The organism is Pedobacter frigiditerrae (genome assembly GCF_004331645.1).
GTDB lineage: Bacteria > Bacteroidota > Bacteroidia > Sphingobacteriales > Sphingobacteriaceae > Pedobacter > Pedobacter frigiditerrae.
Window position 1 is genome coordinate 714171 of sequence record NZ_SJSK01000003.1, and the last position, 21112, is coordinate 735282.

The 21112-nt window shown below is 35.3% G+C and carries 14 protein-coding genes; 5 read left to right on the forward strand and 9 right to left on the reverse strand.

The window, feature by feature from the left end:
* Positions 1-43: 43 nt before the first annotated feature.
* The 4 genes from EZ428_RS14695 to EZ428_RS14710 form a co-directional block, all read right to left on the reverse strand.
* Positions 44-970 carry a hypothetical protein gene (locus tag EZ428_RS14695; protein ID WP_131553920.1) on the reverse strand — a complete coding sequence of 309 codons (927 nt, stop codon included), beginning with the start codon at positions 968-970 and terminating at the stop codon, positions 44-46.
* A 158-nt stretch (positions 971-1128) separates the two neighbouring features.
* Positions 1129-1857: a (Fe-S)-binding protein gene (locus EZ428_RS14700; RefSeq protein WP_131553921.1), complete on the reverse strand. Its 729-nt coding sequence runs from the start codon at positions 1855-1857 to the stop codon at positions 1129-1131.
* Positions 1858-1882: 25 nt separating this feature from the next.
* A complete protein-coding gene (locus EZ428_RS14705; RefSeq protein ID WP_131553922.1) occupies positions 1883-3193 on the reverse strand; it encodes an MFS transporter in 1311 nt (436 codons plus the stop codon).
* A 123-nt stretch (positions 3194-3316) separates the two neighbouring features.
* Positions 3317-5209 (reverse strand): RecQ family ATP-dependent DNA helicase, encoded by a 1893-nt coding sequence (locus EZ428_RS14710; protein ID WP_131553923.1) that lies wholly within the window; start codon positions 5207-5209, stop codon positions 3317-3319.
* 74 nt (positions 5210-5283) lie between these two features.
* Between EZ428_RS14710 and EZ428_RS14715 the strand changes: the two genes are divergently transcribed.
* Together EZ428_RS14715 and EZ428_RS14720 are read left to right on the forward strand one after the other, a co-directional pair.
* Positions 5284-8535, forward strand: coding sequence for an amidohydrolase family protein (locus EZ428_RS14715; protein WP_165501785.1), 3252 nt, complete (start codon positions 5284-5286; stop codon positions 8533-8535).
* Between the two features lie 4 nt (positions 8536-8539).
* Complete coding sequence (locus EZ428_RS14720) at positions 8540-9034, forward strand: SRPBCC family protein (RefSeq protein ID WP_225871070.1); 495 nt, start codon at positions 8540-8542, stop codon at positions 9032-9034.
* A gap of 312 nt (positions 9035-9346) precedes the next feature.
* Here the strand turns inward: EZ428_RS14720 and EZ428_RS14725 are convergent, their stop codons facing one another.
* Together EZ428_RS14725 and EZ428_RS14730 are read right to left on the reverse strand one after the other, a co-directional pair.
* The gene (locus EZ428_RS14725; protein ID WP_131553924.1) at positions 9347-11548 is read right to left on the reverse strand and encodes a B12-binding domain-containing radical SAM protein; all 2202 of its coding nucleotides are present in this window, start codon (positions 11546-11548) and stop codon (positions 9347-9349) included.
* A gap of 225 nt (positions 11549-11773) precedes the next feature.
* Complete coding sequence (locus tag EZ428_RS14730) at positions 11774-12964, reverse strand: BaiN/RdsA family NAD(P)/FAD-dependent oxidoreductase (RefSeq protein ID WP_131554038.1); 1191 nt, start codon at positions 12962-12964, stop codon at positions 11774-11776.
* Positions 12965-13161: 197 nt separating this feature from the next.
* Between EZ428_RS14730 and EZ428_RS14735 the strand changes: the two genes are divergently transcribed.
* Both EZ428_RS14735 and purE read left to right on the forward strand, forming a co-directional pair.
* On the forward strand, positions 13162-14301 hold the full coding sequence (locus tag EZ428_RS14735) for a 5-(carboxyamino)imidazole ribonucleotide synthase (RefSeq protein WP_131553925.1): 1140 nt from the start codon (positions 13162-13164) through the stop codon (positions 14299-14301).
* A gap of 99 nt (positions 14302-14400) precedes the next feature.
* Complete coding sequence (gene purE / locus EZ428_RS14740; protein ID WP_131553926.1) at positions 14401-14889, forward strand: 5-(carboxyamino)imidazole ribonucleotide mutase; 489 nt, start codon at positions 14401-14403, stop codon at positions 14887-14889.
* Positions 14890-14940: 51 nt separating this feature from the next.
* On the opposite strand, the gene EZ428_RS14745 is transcribed toward purE, so the two are convergent.
* Entirely contained in the window at positions 14941-15504 is a 564-nt protein-coding gene (locus EZ428_RS14745) for a YqgE/AlgH family protein (protein WP_131553927.1), read from the reverse strand.
* Between the two features lie 128 nt (positions 15505-15632).
* Between EZ428_RS14745 and pdxH the strand changes: the two genes are divergently transcribed.
* A complete protein-coding gene (pdxH, locus tag EZ428_RS14750; protein WP_131553928.1) occupies positions 15633-16283 on the forward strand; it encodes a pyridoxamine 5'-phosphate oxidase in 651 nt (216 codons plus the stop codon).
* Between the two features lie 54 nt (positions 16284-16337).
* Here pdxH and EZ428_RS14755 read toward each other — a convergent pair whose 3' ends face one another.
* Positions 16338-17858, reverse strand: coding sequence for a RagB/SusD family nutrient uptake outer membrane protein (locus EZ428_RS14755; protein ID WP_131553929.1), 1521 nt, complete (start codon positions 17856-17858; stop codon positions 16338-16340).
* Positions 17859-17869: 11 nt separating this feature from the next.
* Complete coding sequence (locus tag EZ428_RS14760) at positions 17870-21034, reverse strand: SusC/RagA family TonB-linked outer membrane protein (RefSeq protein ID WP_131553930.1); 3165 nt, start codon at positions 21032-21034, stop codon at positions 17870-17872.
* Positions 21035-21112 lie beyond the last annotated feature (78 nt).

The window sequence follows — 21112 nt, forward strand, 5'->3', positions numbered from 1 at the left end:
GTCCCGATTTTTGGTCGGGACTTTCATAACTATGTTGGAAAAATTAATTAATAATTACACTTCTAACTTGACCACCTTGGCCACCTCTATTACCACCGCTAAATCTTTTCATCATGTTTTGCATCTTAACTACATACTCTTCTTGAGTAATTGGAGTAGCTTTTTTAGGAGCAGTTACATCTTTAGCACTTACACCTCTGTATTCGATGCTTTTCGCAGTTGTTGCGCTACCTTTAGTCTCAATAGATAAAACAGTACCTTCTGTCCACATATTTGGGCTTGGGGAGAAATTAAAACCTAGTTCAGTAGTATACCAAACCGCAGTTTCATCGGCAATTTCACCAACTTCACCTAAAACTTTCGCTTTACGGATAGTTTTAACAATAGCTTTATGACAGTTAAAGCCAATTATTTTTTTAGTCTCATCAGATTTTACAATTTCAAATCTTGGTTCGCCTGGTAAATATTCAATTGAACTAGTAGCTGCAGCTGGAGCAGTAGCGCTAGCGCCACCTTGACCCTGACCTTGCCTATTGCCACCCATATTTAAATTAGGTTGTGAAGCAACGGTTAATTTGCTTTGCATTACATAAGTAGTATCACTTAAATCAAATACTTCTACTAATTTTTGGTCAGCAAATGAATAGAAATACTCTCTTTGGCCACCAGCACCACCAGCAAAACGCATCATACGCATCATACCGCCACCACCTTGACCGCCATTACTATCCTCAGTATCTTCAACAGGCATATAGCTTGCATTAGTAGCAGTAAATAACAATTCGAAGTTTGCTTTTTGGTTTTTTGGCATACGGGCTTTCATCTCCTCAGATAAAGTTATACCTCTTTCAGCAGCCATTGCCACAGGATCTATTGCTGTTTCAAACTGGATTGCTCCAGATTTTTTTTGAGCCTGACTTGTTAAGGCTATAGAAAATAAGCCAACAAAGGCTATCAGAATTTTGTTCATTTTGTAAATGTTTTTGATACCACAAATTTATTGTAGTTTTTAGACTTGAAATGTTAAAAAAGGTTAATTTGTTTTAATATAACTTTTCTTTTACATAAACCCCTAATCCCCTAAAGTAGACTTTAAAGTCCCAATACCCCCTTCAGGGGGTTAGGGGGTTAATAATCTAACCAACCATTTGCCAATACATCGGCAATGTGCATTGTTTTTATAGGTACATTATTTTTTTTGATGTAGCCATCTAAATGCATCAAGCAAGATAAATCTGTAGAAATAATATATTCGGCTTCCATTTCTAAAGCATTATTCACTTTCTGTTCTGCCATAGCTGATGAAATTGCATCGAATTTAACGGCGAAAGTTCCGCCAAAACCACAACACATATCCGTATCTTTCATCTCTACCATTTCTAACCCATGGACTTTAGAAAGCAGCTGACGAGGTTCTTCTTTAATCTTACATTCTCTTAACCCGCTACAAGAATCATGGTAAACGGCTTTTCCATCAAGCTCTGCTCCAAAATAATCTTTCTTAACAATATTGACTAAAAAATCAGAAAGTTCGAAAATATTGGTTTGCATACTTCTGCATTTATTATGCACTATGGTATTGGTAAACAAATCATTAAAGCCATTTTTAACCATACCTACACATGATGCAGATGGGGCAACTATATATTCGTTATCAGAAAAATCATTTAAAAACTTGTTGCCTATTTCTTTGGCTTGCTCCCAATAACCAGCATTATAAGCCGGCTGGCCGCAACAAGTTTGCTTTGAATTATAACTTACTTCGCAACCTGCCTTTTCTAGGACTTTAATTGTATTAAATGCAGTTTCTGGATATAATTGATCTACAAAACAGGGAACAAATAACTCTATCTTCATTAGTGGATATTAAATTTCAGGCTCCCTACTCAACAACAACAGATTTCGGCTCTACCTTTTTTAAGAACAGCAAAAATACTAAACCTAAAATGAAAAATACAGTTAATGCGATAACAGAATTTCGCATACCTAATTTTTCGTCAATAAAACCGAAAATAAACATCCCAAAAACTAGGGCTACTTTTTCAGCAACATCGTAAAAACTGAAGAAGGAAGTATGGTCGGGACTTTCTTGTGGCAAAAATTTAGAATAAGTAGAACGAGATAAAGATTGAATGCCACCCATTATTAAGCCAATTACAGCTGCTAAAGCATAAAATTGATATTCTGTATGAATAAAATAGGCTGCCACACATGAGCCAATCCAAATGATAACAACACCAATTAGCACATTAACATTTCCATATTTCTTAGATGATAAATATGACATCAGCATTGCACCAGGAATAGCCACTAATTGCAAAATTAAAATGGTTGCTATTAATTTTTCTGTTGGCAGATGTAATTCCTTTTCCCCAAATATGGTTGCCACTAGCATTACAGTCTGCACACCCATAGAGTAAAAGAAAAAAGCATATAAAAAACGCTTTAGATAAGCCATTTTCTTAACCTGTAACCATACTTTATTAAGTTCATTAAAACCATTAGTGAAAACATTCTTTTCAGCTTTGTAGTTTGCACTACCTTTTGGTAAATTTCTAAAAGGTATTTGTGCAAATACCAACCACCAAATACCAACCATAAAAAATGATAATCTGGCCGGAATTGAACTATCAGTTATACCAAACCAATCTGGCTTAAATACAAATACAAAACATATAATTTGCAAAATTATACTACCTATATAACCATAAGTAAAGCCTTTTGCACTTACTTTGTCTTGCTGGTCTACAGTAGCAATTTCTGGCAAATAAGAATTGTAGAAAACCAAACTACCCCAGAAACCAATTGCAGCTACCACACATAAAACAACTCCTAGTTCTAAAGTTTCTATCTTGAAGAAAAACAAGCCACAACAAGCTAAAGAACCTATATAGGTAAACATTTGCATAAATACTTTTTTGTTACCCCTGGTATCTGCAACTGATGAAAGTATAGGAGATAAAAAAGCAATCACCAAAAAAGCGAAAGACATAGCATAACTATAAAGCGCAGAATTAACAAACTTTCTCCCAAAAAAAATCACATAATCAATCGTTTCAGGATTTTTATCTGATGTGATAATTGTATAATAGGCTGGAAATATGGTTGAAGTAATTACTAAGTTATAAGCTGAGTTAGCCCAATCGAAATAAGCCCAAGAGCGTATTGTCTTTTTGTCGTTTTTTGCTTGCATAATTTTAGATTAATTAAAAGTAGATAAAAAATTAATAAACAATGTAAATGTTAGAAATTGCTGGACTGTTAAATTGTCTTAGAACCTTGTCTTGCTACTTTATACTAGATACTTAATACTCCCTTACAGATAATACTTCTTCCCATCGGTCTTAATTTTTCCGGCATCAAGTAGTTCCCTAATTCTTTCTATTTTTTCATTAGCGGTTCCAGTTTCTAAACTTTCCACTAAATCATCGAGGCTGTAATGCTGGCTTTGTAAAAGTGTAGCAATTTCAAATTCTATTTTATCTTTTAACTGGCTTGCTTCTTCTAATTTTCTTTCAGCAAGACAGATATCGCAAAAGCCACATTTTTCGGCATTCGTTTCTCCAAAATAATGTAGCAATTGTTTACTTCTGCAAAGTTGTGTTGATGCATAACTTAAAACTGCACTAACTTGGTCTTTCTGAATCTGCTGTCTAAGTCTGATATATTTTACATCTATATCTAAATGAGCTTGATCTCTCCGGGGCAAGATAAATTGCAATTGAGGTTGGTCGGTTTGTGGTAAATAAGACAATATATCGAATTGCTGTAAACGGTTTAAAATCTCAATAACATCTTTATAAGAAAGCTTTAATCGATTGGACAAATCTGATTCTTTAATCTTCACATAACCGTCAAAAGCACCTCCATAGCTACGCTGAATGGTTTTTATGATTGGGTCGTAAGCAGAATTCTCAATCTGAAAACGATAGACATCTTCATGGCTTGCCGTAAACATCATCCTCGATTGCAAGAAGATATTCTCAGACAATGCAATATAACCATCGTGTTCCAAGAATTTCAAAGCTGCTAAGGTTTTAATTACGCCCAAACCAAATTTCTTGCAAAAATCCGCTATGTCAAACTCAAAACTTAAAGCTTCTCCAGCACCAAATGCCAATTGAAAGTAACTTCCCAGATAATGATAGGTCTTTTTAATTTCATCTACTGTCGGGTAGCTATCCGTATATTTTGCATTCAATATCAACTGGTCAGATTTATTAGCTAATAATACCGCAAAGGCACGATTTTCATCTCTTCCTGCCCTACCTGCTTCCTGATAATATGCCTCTAAACTATCTGGCAAATCTAAGTGTATCACAAAACGAACATTAGGTTTATCGATCCCCATCCCGAATGCATTTGTGGCAACCATAATCCTTATTTTATCTGTTTTCCAATCTTCCTGTTTTTGAAAACGTAATTCCTTTTCAATCCCAGCGTGATAAAAATCTGCTGCAATTCCATTTCGTTGTAAAAAATGAGCAACCTCTGCGGTTTCCCTTCTATTTCTTACATAGACCAACCCACATCCCTTTACGTTTTTAGCTATTTCGATTAGCTTTTTGTGTTTGTCTTCTAAGTCGTAAACCACGTAACTTAAATTTCTACGAGAGAAACTTTTAACAAAAACCTGAGCGTCTTTCATCTCCAGTTTCTGCACAACGTCTTCCTTTACAAAAGCTGTGGCGGTTGCTGTTAAAGCTAATATTGGCTTATCAGGATGAATTTCTCGAAGCTCCTTAACTTTTAAGTATGGCGGACGGAAATCATATCCCCATTGAGAGATACAATGAGCTTCATCAATTGCTATCAAATTCACATTCATGTAAGAAATGCGAGCTCTAACTATCTCTGAAAGCAATCTCTCTGGAGATAAATAAAGGAATTTAATATTACCATAAATGCAATTGTCCAAAAGGATATCTATCTCTCTTTTGCCCATACCTGCATAAATAGCAATAGCATTAATTCCTTTTGCCTTTAAGTTTTCAACTTGGTCCTTCATTAAAGCTACTAGTGGAGAAACCACAATGCATATTCCTTCCATAACCATTGCTGGAACTTGAAAGCATATAGATTTTCCTCCGCCAGTTGGCAACAACGCAAGGGTATCCTTTCCATTTAAAACTGATTGAATAATCTCATCCTGTAATGGTCTAAAATTATCAAATCCCCAATATTTTTTTAATATGTCCGCTGCTGTCATAAAAAGGTGTCATCAAAACTAATAAAAACGATGTGATATTATTAAATTGCGGAAAATTTATCTAAACCCTCCATATGAACAAACTTTTCTTATTCACGAGCAGTTTATTTCTTACCTTTTCATTTGTAGCACAAGCTCAAAAAGAAGCCCCAAAATGGGATGTAGAAAAATATAAAGGTCAGACTAAAACTTTCAACATTAAAACCGACGAAGGAACCTGGATGAATTTAGATGTTAGTCCGGATGGGAACGAAATAGTTTTTGATTTGTTAGGCGATATCTATACAATGCCCATTACCGGTGGATCAGCCAAACTAATAAGTGGTGGAATTGCCTTTGATGTACAACCTCGTTATAGTCCAAATGGGAAATACATTTCTTACACCAGCGATAAAAGCGGTGGAGACAACATTTGGATCATGGATCGTGAAGGCGGTAATAAAAAACAAATTACAAAAGAAACTTTCCGTTTGTTAAATAATGCCACTTGGATGCCCAATAGTGAATATTTAGTAGCTCGTAAACATTTTACAGCGTCACGTTCTTTAGGGGCTGGAGAAATGTGGATGTACAGTATATATGGTGGCGACGGTGTACAATTAACTAAAAGAAAAAACGACCAACAAGATGCTGGAGAACCAAATGTATCGCCAGATGGTAAATTTTTATACTTTAGTGAAGATGTTTCCCCTGGTCCGAATTTCGAATATAGCAAAGACCCAAATGGATTAATTTATGCCATTAGGCAATTGGATTTAACCACGGGAAGATTAACAAACTTAATTGCCGAACAAGGCGGTTCTGCTCGTCCACAAATATCGCCAGACGGCAAATTTATGGCTTATGTAAAAAGAGTTAGGTTAAAATCTGCTTTATACTTAGAGAACATTAAAACAGGGGAGGAATTTCCTTTATACGAAGACTTATCTCACGACCAGCAGGAAACCTGGGCTGTTTTTGGTGTTTATCCAAACTTTGCATGGACGCCAGATTCTAAACGTATTATATTTTATGCCAAAGGCAAAATCAAACAGATTGATTTAAATTCAACTTATGCTTCAGATATTCCTTTTGAAGTAGACAGCAAACAAACCGTTCAACAATCATTACATTTCGAACAGCAAGTTTTTAGCCCAGAATTCACGGTTAAAATGGTAAGGCAATTAACTACATCGCCCGATGGGAAAATTGTAGTATTTAATGCTGCTGGTTATTTATACAAAAAAGAATTACCATATGGAACACCAGAAAGATTAACCAATGGGATTGATTTTGAGTTTGAACCAAGGTTTAGTCCTGATGGAAAGGCCGTAATTTATACCACATGGAGTGATGAATTTAAGGGAGCTATCAAAAGAACAGAAGTAAAATCGGGCAAAACCACTTTATTAACAGACGAGAAAGGTTATTATTACTCGCCATCCTACTCCAATAAAGGTGATAAAATTATTTACAGAAAAGGCAGCGGCAACGAAACTTTAGGCTTAACATACGGCAAAAACACGGGCATATTCATTATGCCAGCAAATGGTGGTGTTAAAACGTTGATAAGTGAAAATGGTATCAAACCGATGTTTAACATTGATGATACCAGAATTTATTTCCAAGGAAACGAGGCCGGTAAAAAAGCATTTAAGAGCATGGACTTGAATGGCGGAAACGAAAGAACACATTACACCTCTCAATATGCAAATCAGTTTGTGCCTAGCCCAGATGGGAAATGGATGGCTTTTACAGAACTTTTCAATGCTTACATCACGCCTATGGTTACAACTGGCATTGCTTTAGATTTATCTGCTAGCAATAAATCTATCCCTTTGGCAAGGGTTACAAAAGATGCCGGAACTTATTTACATTGGAGCGCCGATAGTAAAAAACTGCTTTGGACCTTAGGGGAGCAATATTATAATAGAGAGGTTAAAAATACTTTCACATTTGTGGAAGGTGCACCTCAAGTGTTGCCAGAACTAGATACAGCCGGAATTGCACTGGGTTTAAAATTAAAAACTGATGTTCCTACTGGTTTATTAGCATTAAAAGGTGCTAGAATTATTACCATGAAAGGCGATGAAGTTATTGAGGAAGGAACCATCCTGCTAGAAAACAATAAAATTATTGCTGTTGGTAAAATAGCTGACGTGAACATTCCGGCAGATGCAAAAGTTATAGATGTTAATGGCAAAACTATAATGCCAGGAATGATCGATGTTCACGCTCATTTACGTACAAGCCCAGATGGAATAAGCCCACAACAAGATTGGTCTTATTTAACAAATTTAGCATTTGGTGTAACCACCGCTCACGATCCAAGCAGCAATACAGAGATGGTTTTTAGTCAAAGTGAAATGTTAAAGGCTGGCCGGATGATCGGTCCACGCTTATACTCTACTGGTGCAATTTTATATGGCGCTGATGGCGACTTTAAAGTAGTAATTAATAGTTTAGATGATGCTTTGTCTCATTTAAAAAGGTTAAAAGCGGTTGGTGCTTTTTCAGTAAAATCATATAACCAACCTCGTAGAGATCAGCGCCAGCAAATATTAGAAGCTGCAAGACAGTTAAAAATGGAAGTTGTACCAGAAGGCGGGTCTACATTTTTCACAAATATGAACATGGTGGCCGACGGACATACTGGAATTGAGCATAGCATTCCAGTTGCTCCTGTTTATAAAGATGTGACTAGCCTTTGGAATAATACGACTGTGGGATATACTCCAACTTTGATTGTAGCTTATGGCGGCCAATGGGGAGAAAATTACTGGTATGACAGAACGAATGTCTGGGAAAATGAAAGATTGTTGGCTTTTACGCCAAGGTCCATAATCGATTCTCGTTCTAGAAGAAGAACAACATCTGAATATGGAGATTATAACCACATAGATGTTTCAAGATCTGTAAAACAAATTGCCGATGGCGGAACTAAAGTAAACCTAGGCGCTCACGGACAAATACAAGGGTTGGGTGCGCACTGGGAATTATGGATGTTCGTGCAAGGCGGTGCTACGCCATTACAAGCAATCCGAAATGCCACATTAAATGGCGCACACTATTTGGGTATGGATAAAGAAATTGGTTCATTAGAAGTAGGGAAATTAGGTGATTTAGTTGTAATTGATTCAAATCCTTTAGATGACATTAGAAACTCTGAGCGGATTAAATATGTGATGGTTAACGGAAGATTGTACGATAGCATGACGATGAATGAAACCGGAACTAGAGAAAAAGCTCGTACCAAATTATGGTTTGAATTAGATAAAGGTGTTGCATTTTCTATTCCTTATAAATTATCTGAAACTTGGACTTTTACAGTACCAAATTGTGATTAAATAAATGGAAGACGGAAAAGGTAAAATGGAAGATGGAACTGAAATAGTTCTTCATATTTCCATTAACGCCCCTATTCAAATTGTATTTGATTGTGCCAGAAGTATAGACATTCATCAATTATCTACAGCCAAAACCAACGAAAAAGCAATTGCTGGCAGAACAAGTGGCTTATGTGAATTAGGCGATGAAGTAACTTGGAAGGCTAAACATTTCGGAATTTACCAAACTTTAAGTTCAAAAATAACCAAATTAAAAGCTCCTCATTACTTTCAAGATTGTATGATAAAAGGGGCCTTTAGTTTCATTAAACACGACCACTTTTTTGAAGAAAAGGATGGAATAACCATAATGAAAGATATATTTGCTTACGGTGTTCCATACGGCATATTTGGGAGCTTATTTAATAAAATTATACTAAAAAAGTATATGACTAATTTATTGATAACAAGAAATCAAGTGATTAAAGAAGTATCGGAGAAAAACCCCCAGATAATTTAGTTATTCTTTATAAGATCCTATTGTCAGGATAAATCAAAAATAAAACAGGCATCCATCCTACTTGCTCCGAGGCAAGTCCGAGGTATGTGCGACAAAACCACCACTTTACTAAAACACTAAAGCATGTTACAACTTACTGCTACGAAGGAATCACGTATGAACATCGAAGGAACGAAACGGGAATAACAAAGGAAGGGTGGATATAACGTGGAGTTAAGGCGCACTTAGGTGGACTTGAAGTAATAAAATTAAGATGAGCTTGAAACTTAGACAAGTTCCATATTGAGATAGAAGTGTAACACTAAATTAAGTTTAAAGAACTAAAAGTCCAAATTCCCTTAATGTATTTATTGGTTTTGAATACCAGAATAACTCAAAATGTTCTATTGAGTTTTCAAAATCAGTTTTGATTTCTTGAAAAGTCAAGGTCTTCTCATTTGAAACGGCAACTTCATTCAACATAGAAACAAGCCACTCTCCCTCTTTTTTATTGGTTTGGATACTAAAAGTTTCTTTTTTACTATGGAAATTCAAAGTCATCATTTCCCAAGTATTGCCTTTTTTAGATTTGGTAAAGGTTTCTGTTGTTGGTTTCCCTCCTAACCAAACTATTTTGGCCGTTGGCCTAACATTCAAGTTTTCATCAGCTTGCAAGGCTTTATAAATAAAATTAGATGGAATTGTGGTTCTAGGGATTTTAAAGTCAAACCAATCTTGCAATTTGTAATCGAAACAAATACCATGCATAAAATTGAAAAGAGATTTCTTTAATCCGAAGCTAAATTGATTGTGGTCTATTCCAGTTTTATCTGTGTAATTGATATCGTTATTAGCAAAGGTTCCTATCTCTTCAGTTTCTTTAATTACACCAAATTTCTCAGGGTATAAACCTACTGGACTATGCGCCGTCATTGCGAATTGATGCCAAAAACCAGATTGCAACACTGCAGCTTCGAATAACTGGCGAACCATTTCTAAGCTATCAACGGTTTCTTGCACCGTTTGAGTTGGATAACCATACATTAAATAAGCGTGAACCATGATTCCGGCTTCAGTAAAGTTCCTAGTTACTTTGGCAACTTGCTCAACGGTTACGCCTTTATCAATCAGTTTCAATAACCTATCAGATGCAACTTCTAATCCGCCAGAAACGGCAATGCAGCCAGAAGCTTTTAGTAGCAAGCATAAATCAGCAGTAAAGCTTTTCTCGAAACGAATATTAGTCCACCAGGTAACAGAAATCTTTCTTCTTAAAATTTCTAAGGCAACTTCACGCATTAAGGCAGGTGGTGCCGCTTCATCTACAAAGTGAAAACCATTCTGACCAGTTTTTTCAGCCAAATCTTCAATTCTATCTACAATCAACTTTGCGGCAACAGGCTCATAAACCTTGATGTAATCTAAAGAAATATCGCAGAAAGTACATTTGCCCCAATAACAACCATGTGCCATTGTGAGTTTGTTCCAGCGCCCATCGCTCCACATCCTATGCATCGGATTTACAATTTCTATGACAGAAATGTAGTTGTCTAATTGCAAATCAGTGTAATCTGGCGTACCCACATCAGCTTGTTTATAGTCACTTCGCAAAGCATCGTTTCTATAAATAACTTCTCCGTTCTCTAATAAAAAAGTTCTTTTGTAGAGATTAAATTCGCCACCCTTTATAATCGCATTGCAAAGCAATTCTATAGGTAATTCTCCATCATCTAGTGTGATATAATCAAAGAATTCAAATACCCTTTTATCAGATAACGAACGTAATTCTGTGTTTGGAAAACCACCGCCCATTGATATTTTAATGTGAGGATAGTTTTGTTTTACAAATTGCGCACAACGGAAGGCCGAATATAGGTTCCCTGGAAATGGAACAGAGATGAGGAATAACTTAGGCTTAACGTCCTCAATCCTAGCTGCAAGAATATCAATTAGGATTTTATCTATATAAGTAGGTGCTTGTTTTAAAGCTTCGTACAATTCATCGAATGAATTTGCACTTCTGCCCAATCGCTCTGCATACCGGCTAAAACCAAAATTTGGGTCTACAGATTCTACAATAAAATCCGAGACATCTTCTAAATAAAGTGTGGCTAAATGTTTGGCTTTATCTTGTGTTCCCATAGCGCCAAAAGCCCAATCTAGCTCTTCTAGCTGCGCAAAACGAGAAGCTTCTGGCAAAAAATCTTCTTGACAAATCTGTAAAGCCAGTGTTGGGTTTTTGCCCTGTAAAAAAGCGATAACAGCATCAATGGTTTTTAGGTATTCTTCTTTTAATGCTAGAATGCGTTGAACATTAAAAGAGAATGGCAATGCGTTTCCACTACGCTCAGCATAACAAAACAAGTCTGATAATCCTTTTTTAGAAAACAGTGCTAAAATTACTTCTATACCCAAATCGGCTTGAGTTGAAGAAATATTTTTTGTGTTTAAAAATCCTCTAATATACGCAGTAGCTGGATACGGCGTATTCAGTTGTGTAAATGGTGGTGTAATTAAAAGAAGGTCGCTTTTCAAAGGATTTGTTTTGTGCAAAAATACAATTTAATATTATTTAAGGATAGGGATTAATAGCTGCGTAGATTAAGTGTATAATAACCATCCTTCGTTCATCTTACGTTCATCCTTCGTTCATCTTACGTCTTTTAAGGCTCTATATAGGCCTATAGTAGTAACCTTACTGGGTTGGTTCCCCTTCTATCTCTTTAGGATTGCTTCGTGCCTCGCAATGACTCTTAAAAACTACAAATTCTGTGATATAACAAAACCACTTGCCCAAGCCCATTGAAAGTTATAGCCTCCAAGCCAACCAGTTACATCCATACATTCGCCACCAAAATATAATCCTGGTATCTTTTTGCATTCTAATGTTTTAGAAGAAATTTCGTTGGTATCAATTCCACCACGCATCACTTCTGCTTTATCATAACCTTTATCACCTGCTGGTTTCACTTTAAATTCGTGAATAGTTTGATGAATTAGCTCCATATCAGCTTTGCTTAAATCGGCTATCGTTTTGGTTAAAGGTAAAAACTTGCCTAAAGCATCTGTAAATTTTTTAGCGTAAAAACGGTTTAACAAAGTTGATAATAATATTTTTCCATTTGTTTTGCGTTCTTCTTCTACTAATCCAAGAATGTTTTGATTTGGTAATAAGTTGATATTGAAAACTTCCCCTCTGCGCCAGTAAGAAGAAATTTGCAGAATTGCAGGGCCGCTTAATCCCCAATGCGTAAATAAAATATTTTCTTCAAAAGATATTTCATCATTACTCACTTCACAGAAAATAGAGTTTCCAGAAAGTTGGGCATACCAATCTTCATCTTTTCCTGTAATGGTTAAAGGAACCAATGCCGGAGCAGTTTCTATTATTTTTAATCCGTTATTACGAGCAAATCTTAACGCAAAATCTGTTGCCCCCATTTTCGGAATTGGCAAGCCGCCACTGGCAATAACTACTTTAGGTGCAATAATCGATTTGATTTTATCGCCAATGGTATAGTTTACTGTAAAACCCTCTGAATTTTGCGCTATATCTTTAACATCTGCATTGCACCAAATCTCTTGGTCCATTTCTTCGCAAAGCGATGTAAAAACTTCTACAATGTCTTTGGCATTTTTATCTTCTGGAAACAACTGACCTAAAGTTTTCTCTTTACCCACAATACCATAAGTTTCAAAAAAACTGATGGTATCTTCAACTGTCCATTGGTTAAAAGAAGATTTTAAAAAGTGAGGATTAGCAGAAATAAACTGTTCTGTAGTTGTCCATTGATTGGTAAAATTACATCTCCCACCGCCAGAAATTAAGATTTTAGCACCGGGTTTACTATTCTTTTCAAGTACAATAACTTTTTTTCCTAAAAAACCCGCCTGTACAGCACACATTAATCCACAAGCACCGGCACCAATAATTATTGCATCTGCATCCATTGTGGCAAAGGTATAAGTTTTAAGCATTACGTTGTATTTCTTAGCCATAGATGCACACAGATAACACAGAAAACATCTGTGTCCATCCTTTTTATCCCTGCCTACACGGCAGGCAGGTGTGGTTAAATGATTTCATAAAATCCCAAATGGCGTTTATTTTTTGTTATTTTTGCATCTTTAAAAATCTATTATAAATAATGGCAAAACAGATAAGCGAGTTAAAATTAGGCATATTAGGTGGCGGACAGTTGGGTAGAATGCTAATACAAGAAGCCATCAACTATAATTTAACCACTTTAGTTTTAGACCCAGACCCAGATGCACCTTGCAAAAGTATTGCTAATAAGTTCGAATGTGGTTCTATTACAGATTTTGATACGGTTTACAACTTCGGGAAAAAGGCAGATATCATTACCATAGAAATCGAAAAAGTAAATATAGAAGCTTTAGAACAACTAGAAAAAGAGGGCAAAATGGTGTTCCCCCAATCCCGTGTTATTCGTTTAATACAAGATAAAGGTGTGCAAAAGCAGTTTTTTAAGGAAAATGGCATTCCTACCGCTCCTTTTCAATTGGTAAGTTCTGCAGCAGATTTAACCAATGGAAATTTTCCTTTCCCATATATCTTAAAACAACGTAAAGATGGTTATGATGGTAAAGGCGTAATGAAAATCAGCAACCTTGCAGATGTAGATAATGCATTTGAAGCACCATCTTTAATTGAAGAATTGGTAGATTTTGATAAGGAAATCGCTGTTATTGTTGCCAGAAACACTAATGGTGATATGAAAACATTTCCGATGGTAGAAATGGAATTTAATGCCGAAGCTAACTTGGTGGAATTTTTAATTTCTCCCTCAACTTACCCTGATGATATACAGCAAAGAGCTGAAAAAATAGCTACTGATATTGCATCGGCCTTAAATGTTACTGGAATTTTGGCAGTAGAAATGTTTGTAACTAAAAATGGAGAAATACTAGTTAACGAATTAGCTCCTCGTCCACATAATAGCGGTCACCAAACTATAGAGGGTAATTATGTTTCTCAATTTGAGCAGCATTTACGTTCAATTTTTAATTTACCATTGGGCGATACTCGTTCTATAAGCAATGCGGTAATGATTAATTTATTAGGAGAAAAAGGTCACGATGGTTTAGCCAAATATGATGGATTAGAGAAGATAATGGCAATTGATGGTGTTTATGTACATTTATATGGAAAGAAATATACCAAACCTTTTCGTAAAATGGGTCACATTACCATCGTAGACCAAAACCGTGACCACGCTATTGAAAAAGCAAGATATATACAGCAGACTTTGAAAGTGATTTCTTAAATAGATATGAGATGTGCGATATGAGAATTGAGACAATCGCAAGCAAAACAAACGATAAATAAAAAATTACTGAATTACCAAAAGCATAAAACAAACAATATGAGCGCAAGAGTAGGTATAATAATGGGTAGCAAATCTGATTTAAATGTAATGCAAGATGCTGCTGATATCTGTAAGGAATTTGGTGTTGAATTTGAAATGACCGTGGTTTCAGCTCACCGTACCCCTGAAAGAATGTTTACTTATGCTAAAGAAGCTGCTCAAAAAGGTTTAAAAGTGATAATAGCTGGCGCTGGTGGCGCTGCTCATTTGCCTGGAATGGTTGCTTCTATTACAACTTTACCTGTTATTGGTGTACCTGTAAAATCATCTAATTCGATTGACGGTTGGGATTCTATCTTATCTATTCTTCAAATGCCAAATGGCATTCCGGTTGCAACGGTAGCCTTAAATGCTGCTAAAAATGCTGGTTTATTGGCTGTTCAAATTTTGGCAACTGCCGATGATAGCTTAGCTCAGAAAATGCAGGCTTATAAAGATGATTTGAAGAAAAAGGTAGAAGAAAGTGCAGCTGACATAGAAAAGTAGTCCGAAAGTTAGGATGTCCTTAAGATTAATTAACATTATCTTTCCGACTATTTAATTTAAGCTTGGATCGCTCGGGAAATTACTTACGTGAGCATATTTAGGACCCAGATTGATGATAACTTCTCGCCAAAGTTCCTCTTCATTATTTGAAAATACCACATCTTGATGAAATTGGTCGGAAACTATCCAAGTATTCTCATTAATTTCTTCACTTAATTGGTCTATTCCCCATCCAGAATAACCTAGAAAAAACTTCACTTCATCTATTGCAATGCTATTATTGTTTACCAGTATTTTAAGGGTTTCAAAGTTTCCGCCCCAGTAAATTCCTTTTGCAATTTCTTCGCCACTATTTAATTTATCATAACAACGATGAATAAAATGAACCGTATCAACCTCCACTGGTCCGCCAATAAAAACTGGAAAATCTGCTTGCCAAAAATCTGGCACCAAATCCTTCAATAAAAACTGACTTGGATGATTTAAAATAAAGCCTAAAGTACCTTCATCACTATGTTCTGCCATTAGAACAACCGAACGTTTAAAGTTCGGATCATTTAAAAATGGTTCTGATATCAATAATTTTCCAGTAGAAGGTATCACTTTACTTAACATTTGTGAAAATTAAGAAACCTGAATGATTATACCAAAATGTAGCATATAACAATCGTACTATAATCACAATCAAACAAAATTATATTCTAAATCAAAAAATTGAAAAAACTAAAGGCTATTTTTGTGCCATGGAACTAACAAAAGAAATGATACAAAGTTTGCGACAAGATTATCGCTCTGCAGAATTAAGTGAAAAAGATGCAGACAAGAATCCCATTAAACAATTCGAAAATTGGTTTTCTGCAGCGATTGATGCTCAATTATATGAGCCAAATGTAATGACTTTGGCAACAGCCGATAAATCTGGCAAACCTAATGCCCGTATCGTTTTGTTAAAAGGATTTGATGAAAATGGTTTCAGTTTTTACACCAATTACTTAAGCACAAAAGGCAAAGAGATTAAGAAAAACCCACAAGCTTGTTTAGTTTTCTTTTGGGCAGAGCTAGAAAGACAAGTTCGAATTGAAGGTAAAATTGAAAAATTATCTAAAGAAGCATCAGAAAAATATTTCCATTCGAGACCAGTGGGCAGTCAAATCGGCGCAATAGTTTCTCCTCAAAGTCAAATTATAACTGACAGAAAAATACTCGAAAATAAGGTTGAAGAATTGACCAACCAATATGAAGGCAAAACAATTCCTAAACCTGCACACTGGGGTGGATATATTGTTAAACCAACCTCAATAGAATTTTGGCAAGGTAGAACTAGCCGTTTACATGACCGTATTAAATACGATCTAATAAATGGAAAATGGCAAACAAATAGATTAGCACCTTAAAACAAAAAACCCGCTTAATGCGGGTTTTTTGTTAAATATGTTAAAGTTAAAATATTAAGGGTTTTGACCACCAGGACCAATTGCTGGATTAGAATTGATTTCATCTTGTGGAATTGCCCATTGCCATTCTGGACCACCTGCAGGAACTGATAATACACCAGATAAAGCAACTGTATGATTTCCACCAGTTCTATCAACAGAAAGATCCAAACGTTTTAAATCAAAAAATCTAAATCCTTCACCCCATAGCTCCACACGGCGTTGAATCATAATCTCATTTATTAACGCATTACCAATATTTGTTGTTAAAACATAACTAGGGTTACGATTTTTTGCTAGTGTAAATAAAACATCTTGTGCAGCAATAGTTTCTGCCGCATTACCTGCCAATCCCAAACGAGCCCTAGATTCTGCTTCAATTAAAAACATTTCAGCAACACGCATATTTACAACATCGCCTATACTTGTTAAACCAGCATTTCTAAATTTACCTTGTTTGTAGCTAGCAGTAGAGTTAGAAACTACACCAGCAGGTAAATTATAAGCTAAAAATGTCGTACTGTTTCCAGTTGGATCCCATAATTGCTTACGAACATCTGTTGCAGCAATTTGATTATATAATACTGAGAACATACGTTTAGGAACTGTTCTATTTGCTGTAGAGTTAAACGTACCCATATAAGCAAAGTAAGAATAGAAGTAAGTAGTTTGATCCTCTTGTTGTCTACTTCCCCACATCCATTCTTGATTGGTATAGTTATTAAATCCAGCTAAATATTCAGCATTAGTCATTAAAGTTAACCCGGTTCTTGCCTCTAATGCATTTTGTGCTGCAATAGCCCATTTACCCTGAGCCAAAGCAACTCTAGCCTTGATGCCTTTAGCGACATTAATGTTAAAGTGAGATTTATTTGGACGAGCTGTTGCGCCAGCTGCAAACGCTGCGATAGATGCATCTATATCTTTATTAATTTGAGTATAAACATCTTCAACTGATGATCTAGGTTTACCAGGAGTTGCATCAATTACAGTACTAATCGCCAATGGTACACCTGGTTGTGTGTTATTACCAGCTGCATCATAACGTTTTCCAAATACTTGAACCAAAACAAAATGAGCCCAAGCTCTATAAGCTAATGCTTCACCTTTGATTGCATTTCTATCTGCTACAGGGCCACTGCAATTATCAATATTTTCTATAATAGCATTTGCATTAGCAATGATTTTATAGTAGAAAGAATAAATAAAGGAATTATTAAGATTAGTTGCACTTCTGTGTGTTACCCACTTATGAACACCGTAGGCAGTTGTGCTCACCGTATTAACTATATCCTCTCCCATATAATCAATGTTTAAGTGTACAGCCCCTTCTCCACCTTCTTCTTGCCTTGAATATTGAACATATAATGATCTATGTATACCATTAAGAGCTGCCATAGCATTTGTAGTTGTCGTAAAAACAGCTGTATTAGCTACCCTATCAGTAGGTTGAGTGTCTAAATAATCGTCTTTACATGACCCCAGCGCTAAGACTATCATAGCTACTGGAATAAATAATTTATATTTTGTTTTCATGATAATTACTTTTAAAATGTAGCATTAATACCTAAACTTATAAAACGCGTTGGGGTATAGTTATTTGAATTAACTCCAGTAAATGATTCAGTTGGATCTAAACCTTTGCGTTTTGATACTAAGAATAGGTTTTCTCCTGATCCATAAACTTTAACATTACTTAAACCAACTTTACTTACTAAAGAAGCTGGCAAGGTATAAGCCAAAGTTGCAGACCTCATGTTAATATAAGAAGCATCTACTAAGAAACGAGATGAAGTTGCATTGTAATTAGTTGATCTCCCAACATCTAGACGAGGGATTGAGGCTGCATCACCAATCGCTTTCCAACTGTTTAGTGCATCAACATGTAAAGCACCACCATACGAGCTGTAACTCATTAATGATTGGTAAGTGCCATCGTAGAATTTACCTCCAACTTGATAGTTTAACAATACAGATAGTGAGATATTTTTATATGTAAATGTATTTGTGATACTTCCATAAAATTTAGGAATTGCCGAATCGCTATAATCAAACAAAGCATTGTTTGGATTCACTGTAAATGACTGCCCATTTATTGTTCTTGTATCAGCAGCTAAACCTGGGCTAGCAGGATTGATTAAATATAAGCCTGCACCATCAGAAGGATCTACACCAGCCCATTGACGTAGCCAGAAATCATAAATTGAATGCCCAACAGCTAATTGTTTTGTTCCACTGATAATTGTAGGCGTTTCAACAGGCATCTTTGTAATTCTATTTCTAGTAATTGTCCAATTCACATTAGCATCCCATTTAAAATCTTTAGATTTTAGAATATCACCACCTAATTGAACTTCAATACCTTTATTCCACATTGTACCAATGTTTTTTGCTATTGTACCAATACCAACTGATAATGGTAATGGTACATTGAATAACAAATCTTTTGATCTTCTATCAAAAACTTCAACACTACCATTTAATCTATTTTTAAACAAAGCAAATTCTAAGGCAACATCTGTTTGAGTATTAGTTTCCCAAGTTAAATCTGGAGTTGGTAATGAACTTAATACAATACCTGGTTCACCTGCATTATTATTATCTAAGTTATAAAATGCTTGATATTTGTATAAACCAGAAATACCATCATTACCTAATTGACCATAAGAAGATCTTAATTTCAAATAATTTAACCAAGAAACATTTTTCAAGAACTTCTCTTGACTAACTATCCACGCACCACCTACTGAATAAAAATTACCCCACTGTTTTCCAGGTGCCCATTTAGATGAACCATCTCTACGGAAAGATCCTGAAATAAAATATTTTCCTTGATAATCATAGTTTAATCTAGCAAACAATGCCTCTTTTCTATAATCATCAGTATAAGAACTTAAATCTGTAGTGGTAGCAAAATTAATTAATTCAGAATTACCATCTAAGATTTGTGTATTTCTTGCACCAGTTAAATATTTGTAGCCATAATCATAATTATTATGCCCAACTAATACTGAAAAATTATGCTCGTCAATTGTTTTATTATAATTTAATAATTGCTCAATTGTATATGTAGTTGTTGTAGTACTTGTATTTCTTGCTCTTCCACTTGGAGCCCCATCACCAACGATTTTGTTTTGATAATCATTAAAGAAATAGTTAGAAATATCTACACCAACATTTGTTGTAAATTTAAAATCTTTTAAGAAAGTAATTTCTCCGTAAGTTCTACCGCCAAGAACATTACGTTTAATTTGAGAACTGTTTAATAATGTTTCTTGAACAATATGTCTTCCTGCATAAGCACCTGATGGACGATTTGGAATTCCATAAAGACTCAATAGATTACCAGTATCATAAATTTTATTACCACCAGCATCTAAAATAAAATCACCTGTAGTTGGATTATGTGCATAAACTGGATATATAGGCCCCATATATCTAGAAAAGTTGAATGGATTTACAATACTACCACTACCGTCAGCATCTGCTTGATCTGATTTTGTAATGTTAGCAACAATATTGAATCCTGTCTTAAACCATTTCATAGGATTAGTGTTTACATTTACACGTCCACTAAACCTATTAAAGTCTGATCTAACAACAAAACCTTTTTCATTAACATAACCTAATGAAACATAATAATCAGATTTTTGGTTTCCTCCACTATAGTTTAAGCCATAATCCCCTCTATTACCTACTCTTGTAATATCATCAGCCCAATCTAAATCGTTATATTTTAAAGAAGCATTAGGGTTTAACATACCATCAGTTCCAACAATTGCATTATCTGCAACATTAAATGGGTTATTTCCTAAAAGCGACTTAATTGTACTAGTGGCTGCAGTATTAGCTGCTGAAAGAGTTTGTGCTGCACCGGTAGCAGGATAAACCAAACTATTTCTATATGCTTGCCATGCTAAAGGATAATATTGATACGCATCAACCGTTTCATACTCTGGAATTCCCCTTGATGTAAGTCCTTGAAGTACTTTCACGCCTAATTTATCTTGATTAGCCCTGCCTTTTTTCGTTGTAACAATAATTACTCCATTTGCAGCACTAGATCCATACAAAGCAGAGGATGCTGCATCTTTTAGCAATGATATATTTTCAATATCATCAACATTTATGTTTGAAATACTTCCAGCGTATTGAACTCCATCTACAATATATAATGGATCATTAGAAGCAGAAATAGACCCAAAACCTCTTACACGAATCGCTGGGCCAGAACCAGGCTGACCACTCCCTGCATTAACTTGAATACCAGGAGCAGCTCCAGCCAAAGCATTATTTAAATTTGTTACTGTCCTGTTAGCTAGGTCAGCTGCTTTTACATTTGATGCTGAACCAGTAAAAGCCCCTTTGGTAGATGTACCATAACCAACTACTAATACTTCATTTAGAACCTTACTATCTGATTCTAAAGAAACGTTAATGGTTGTTTGGTTTCCCACAGTTTTCTCAATAGTTACATAAGACAAGTAAGAATAAACCAATACTGTTTCTGCACTTGGTACGGCAATACTATAACTACCATTGGTTTCTGTTTGAACGGCATTATTAGTGCCTTTAATTTTTACGGAAACTCCAGGAATCGGAAGACCATCTTCTGCTCCTAAAACTTTACCCGTAATTTTTTTACTTTGAGCAAATGCCGAACTAATCGTTAGCAAACTCAAAACAAATAATTTTAGTAATTTTTGTTTCATTTAAGTTAATTTAATGTTAAATTTTTAAAAAAATAGAGCGCAATATACAGCTATCGATATTGTGTTGCAATATTTTTT

What these genes read in the sequence shown, in the direction of transcription:
- EZ428_RS14730 (WP_131554038.1), bottom strand. Translation starts at nt 12,964, where the DNA reads ATGGATGCAGATGCAATAATTATTGGTGCCGGTGCTTGTGGATTAATG.
- EZ428_RS14745 (WP_131553927.1), bottom strand. Translation starts at nt 15,504, where the DNA reads ATGTTAAGTAAAGTGATACCTTCTACTGGAAAATTATTGATATCAGAA.
- purE (WP_131553926.1), top strand. Translation starts at nt 14,401, where the DNA reads ATGAGCGCAAGAGTAGGTATAATAATGGGTAGCAAATCTGATTTAAAT.
- EZ428_RS14705 (WP_131553922.1), bottom strand. Translation starts at nt 3,193, where the DNA reads ATGCAAGCAAAAAACGACAAAAAGACAATACGCTCTTGGGCTTATTTC.
- EZ428_RS14720 (WP_225871070.1), top strand. Translation starts at nt 8,540, where the DNA reads ATGGAAGACGGAAAAGGTAAAATGGAAGATGGAACTGAAATAGTTCTT.
- pdxH (WP_131553928.1), top strand. Translation starts at nt 15,633, where the DNA reads ATGGAACTAACAAAAGAAATGATACAAAGTTTGCGACAAGATTATCGC.
- EZ428_RS14760 (WP_131553930.1), bottom strand. Translation starts at nt 21,034, where the DNA reads ATGAAACAAAAATTACTAAAATTATTTGTTTTGAGTTTGCTAACGATT.
- EZ428_RS14755 (WP_131553929.1), bottom strand. Translation starts at nt 17,858, where the DNA reads ATGAAAACAAAATATAAATTATTTATTCCAGTAGCTATGATAGTCTTA.
- EZ428_RS14715 (WP_165501785.1), top strand. Translation starts at nt 5,284, where the DNA reads ATGAACAAACTTTTCTTATTCACGAGCAGTTTATTTCTTACCTTTTCA.
- EZ428_RS14735 (WP_131553925.1), top strand. Translation starts at nt 13,162, where the DNA reads ATGGCAAAACAGATAAGCGAGTTAAAATTAGGCATATTAGGTGGCGGA.
- EZ428_RS14695 (WP_131553920.1), bottom strand. Translation starts at nt 970, where the DNA reads ATGAACAAAATTCTGATAGCCTTTGTTGGCTTATTTTCTATAGCCTTA.
- EZ428_RS14700 (WP_131553921.1), bottom strand. Translation starts at nt 1,857, where the DNA reads ATGAAGATAGAGTTATTTGTTCCCTGTTTTGTAGATCAATTATATCCA.
- EZ428_RS14710 (WP_131553923.1), bottom strand. Translation starts at nt 5,209, where the DNA reads ATGACAGCAGCGGACATATTAAAAAAATATTGGGGATTTGATAATTTT.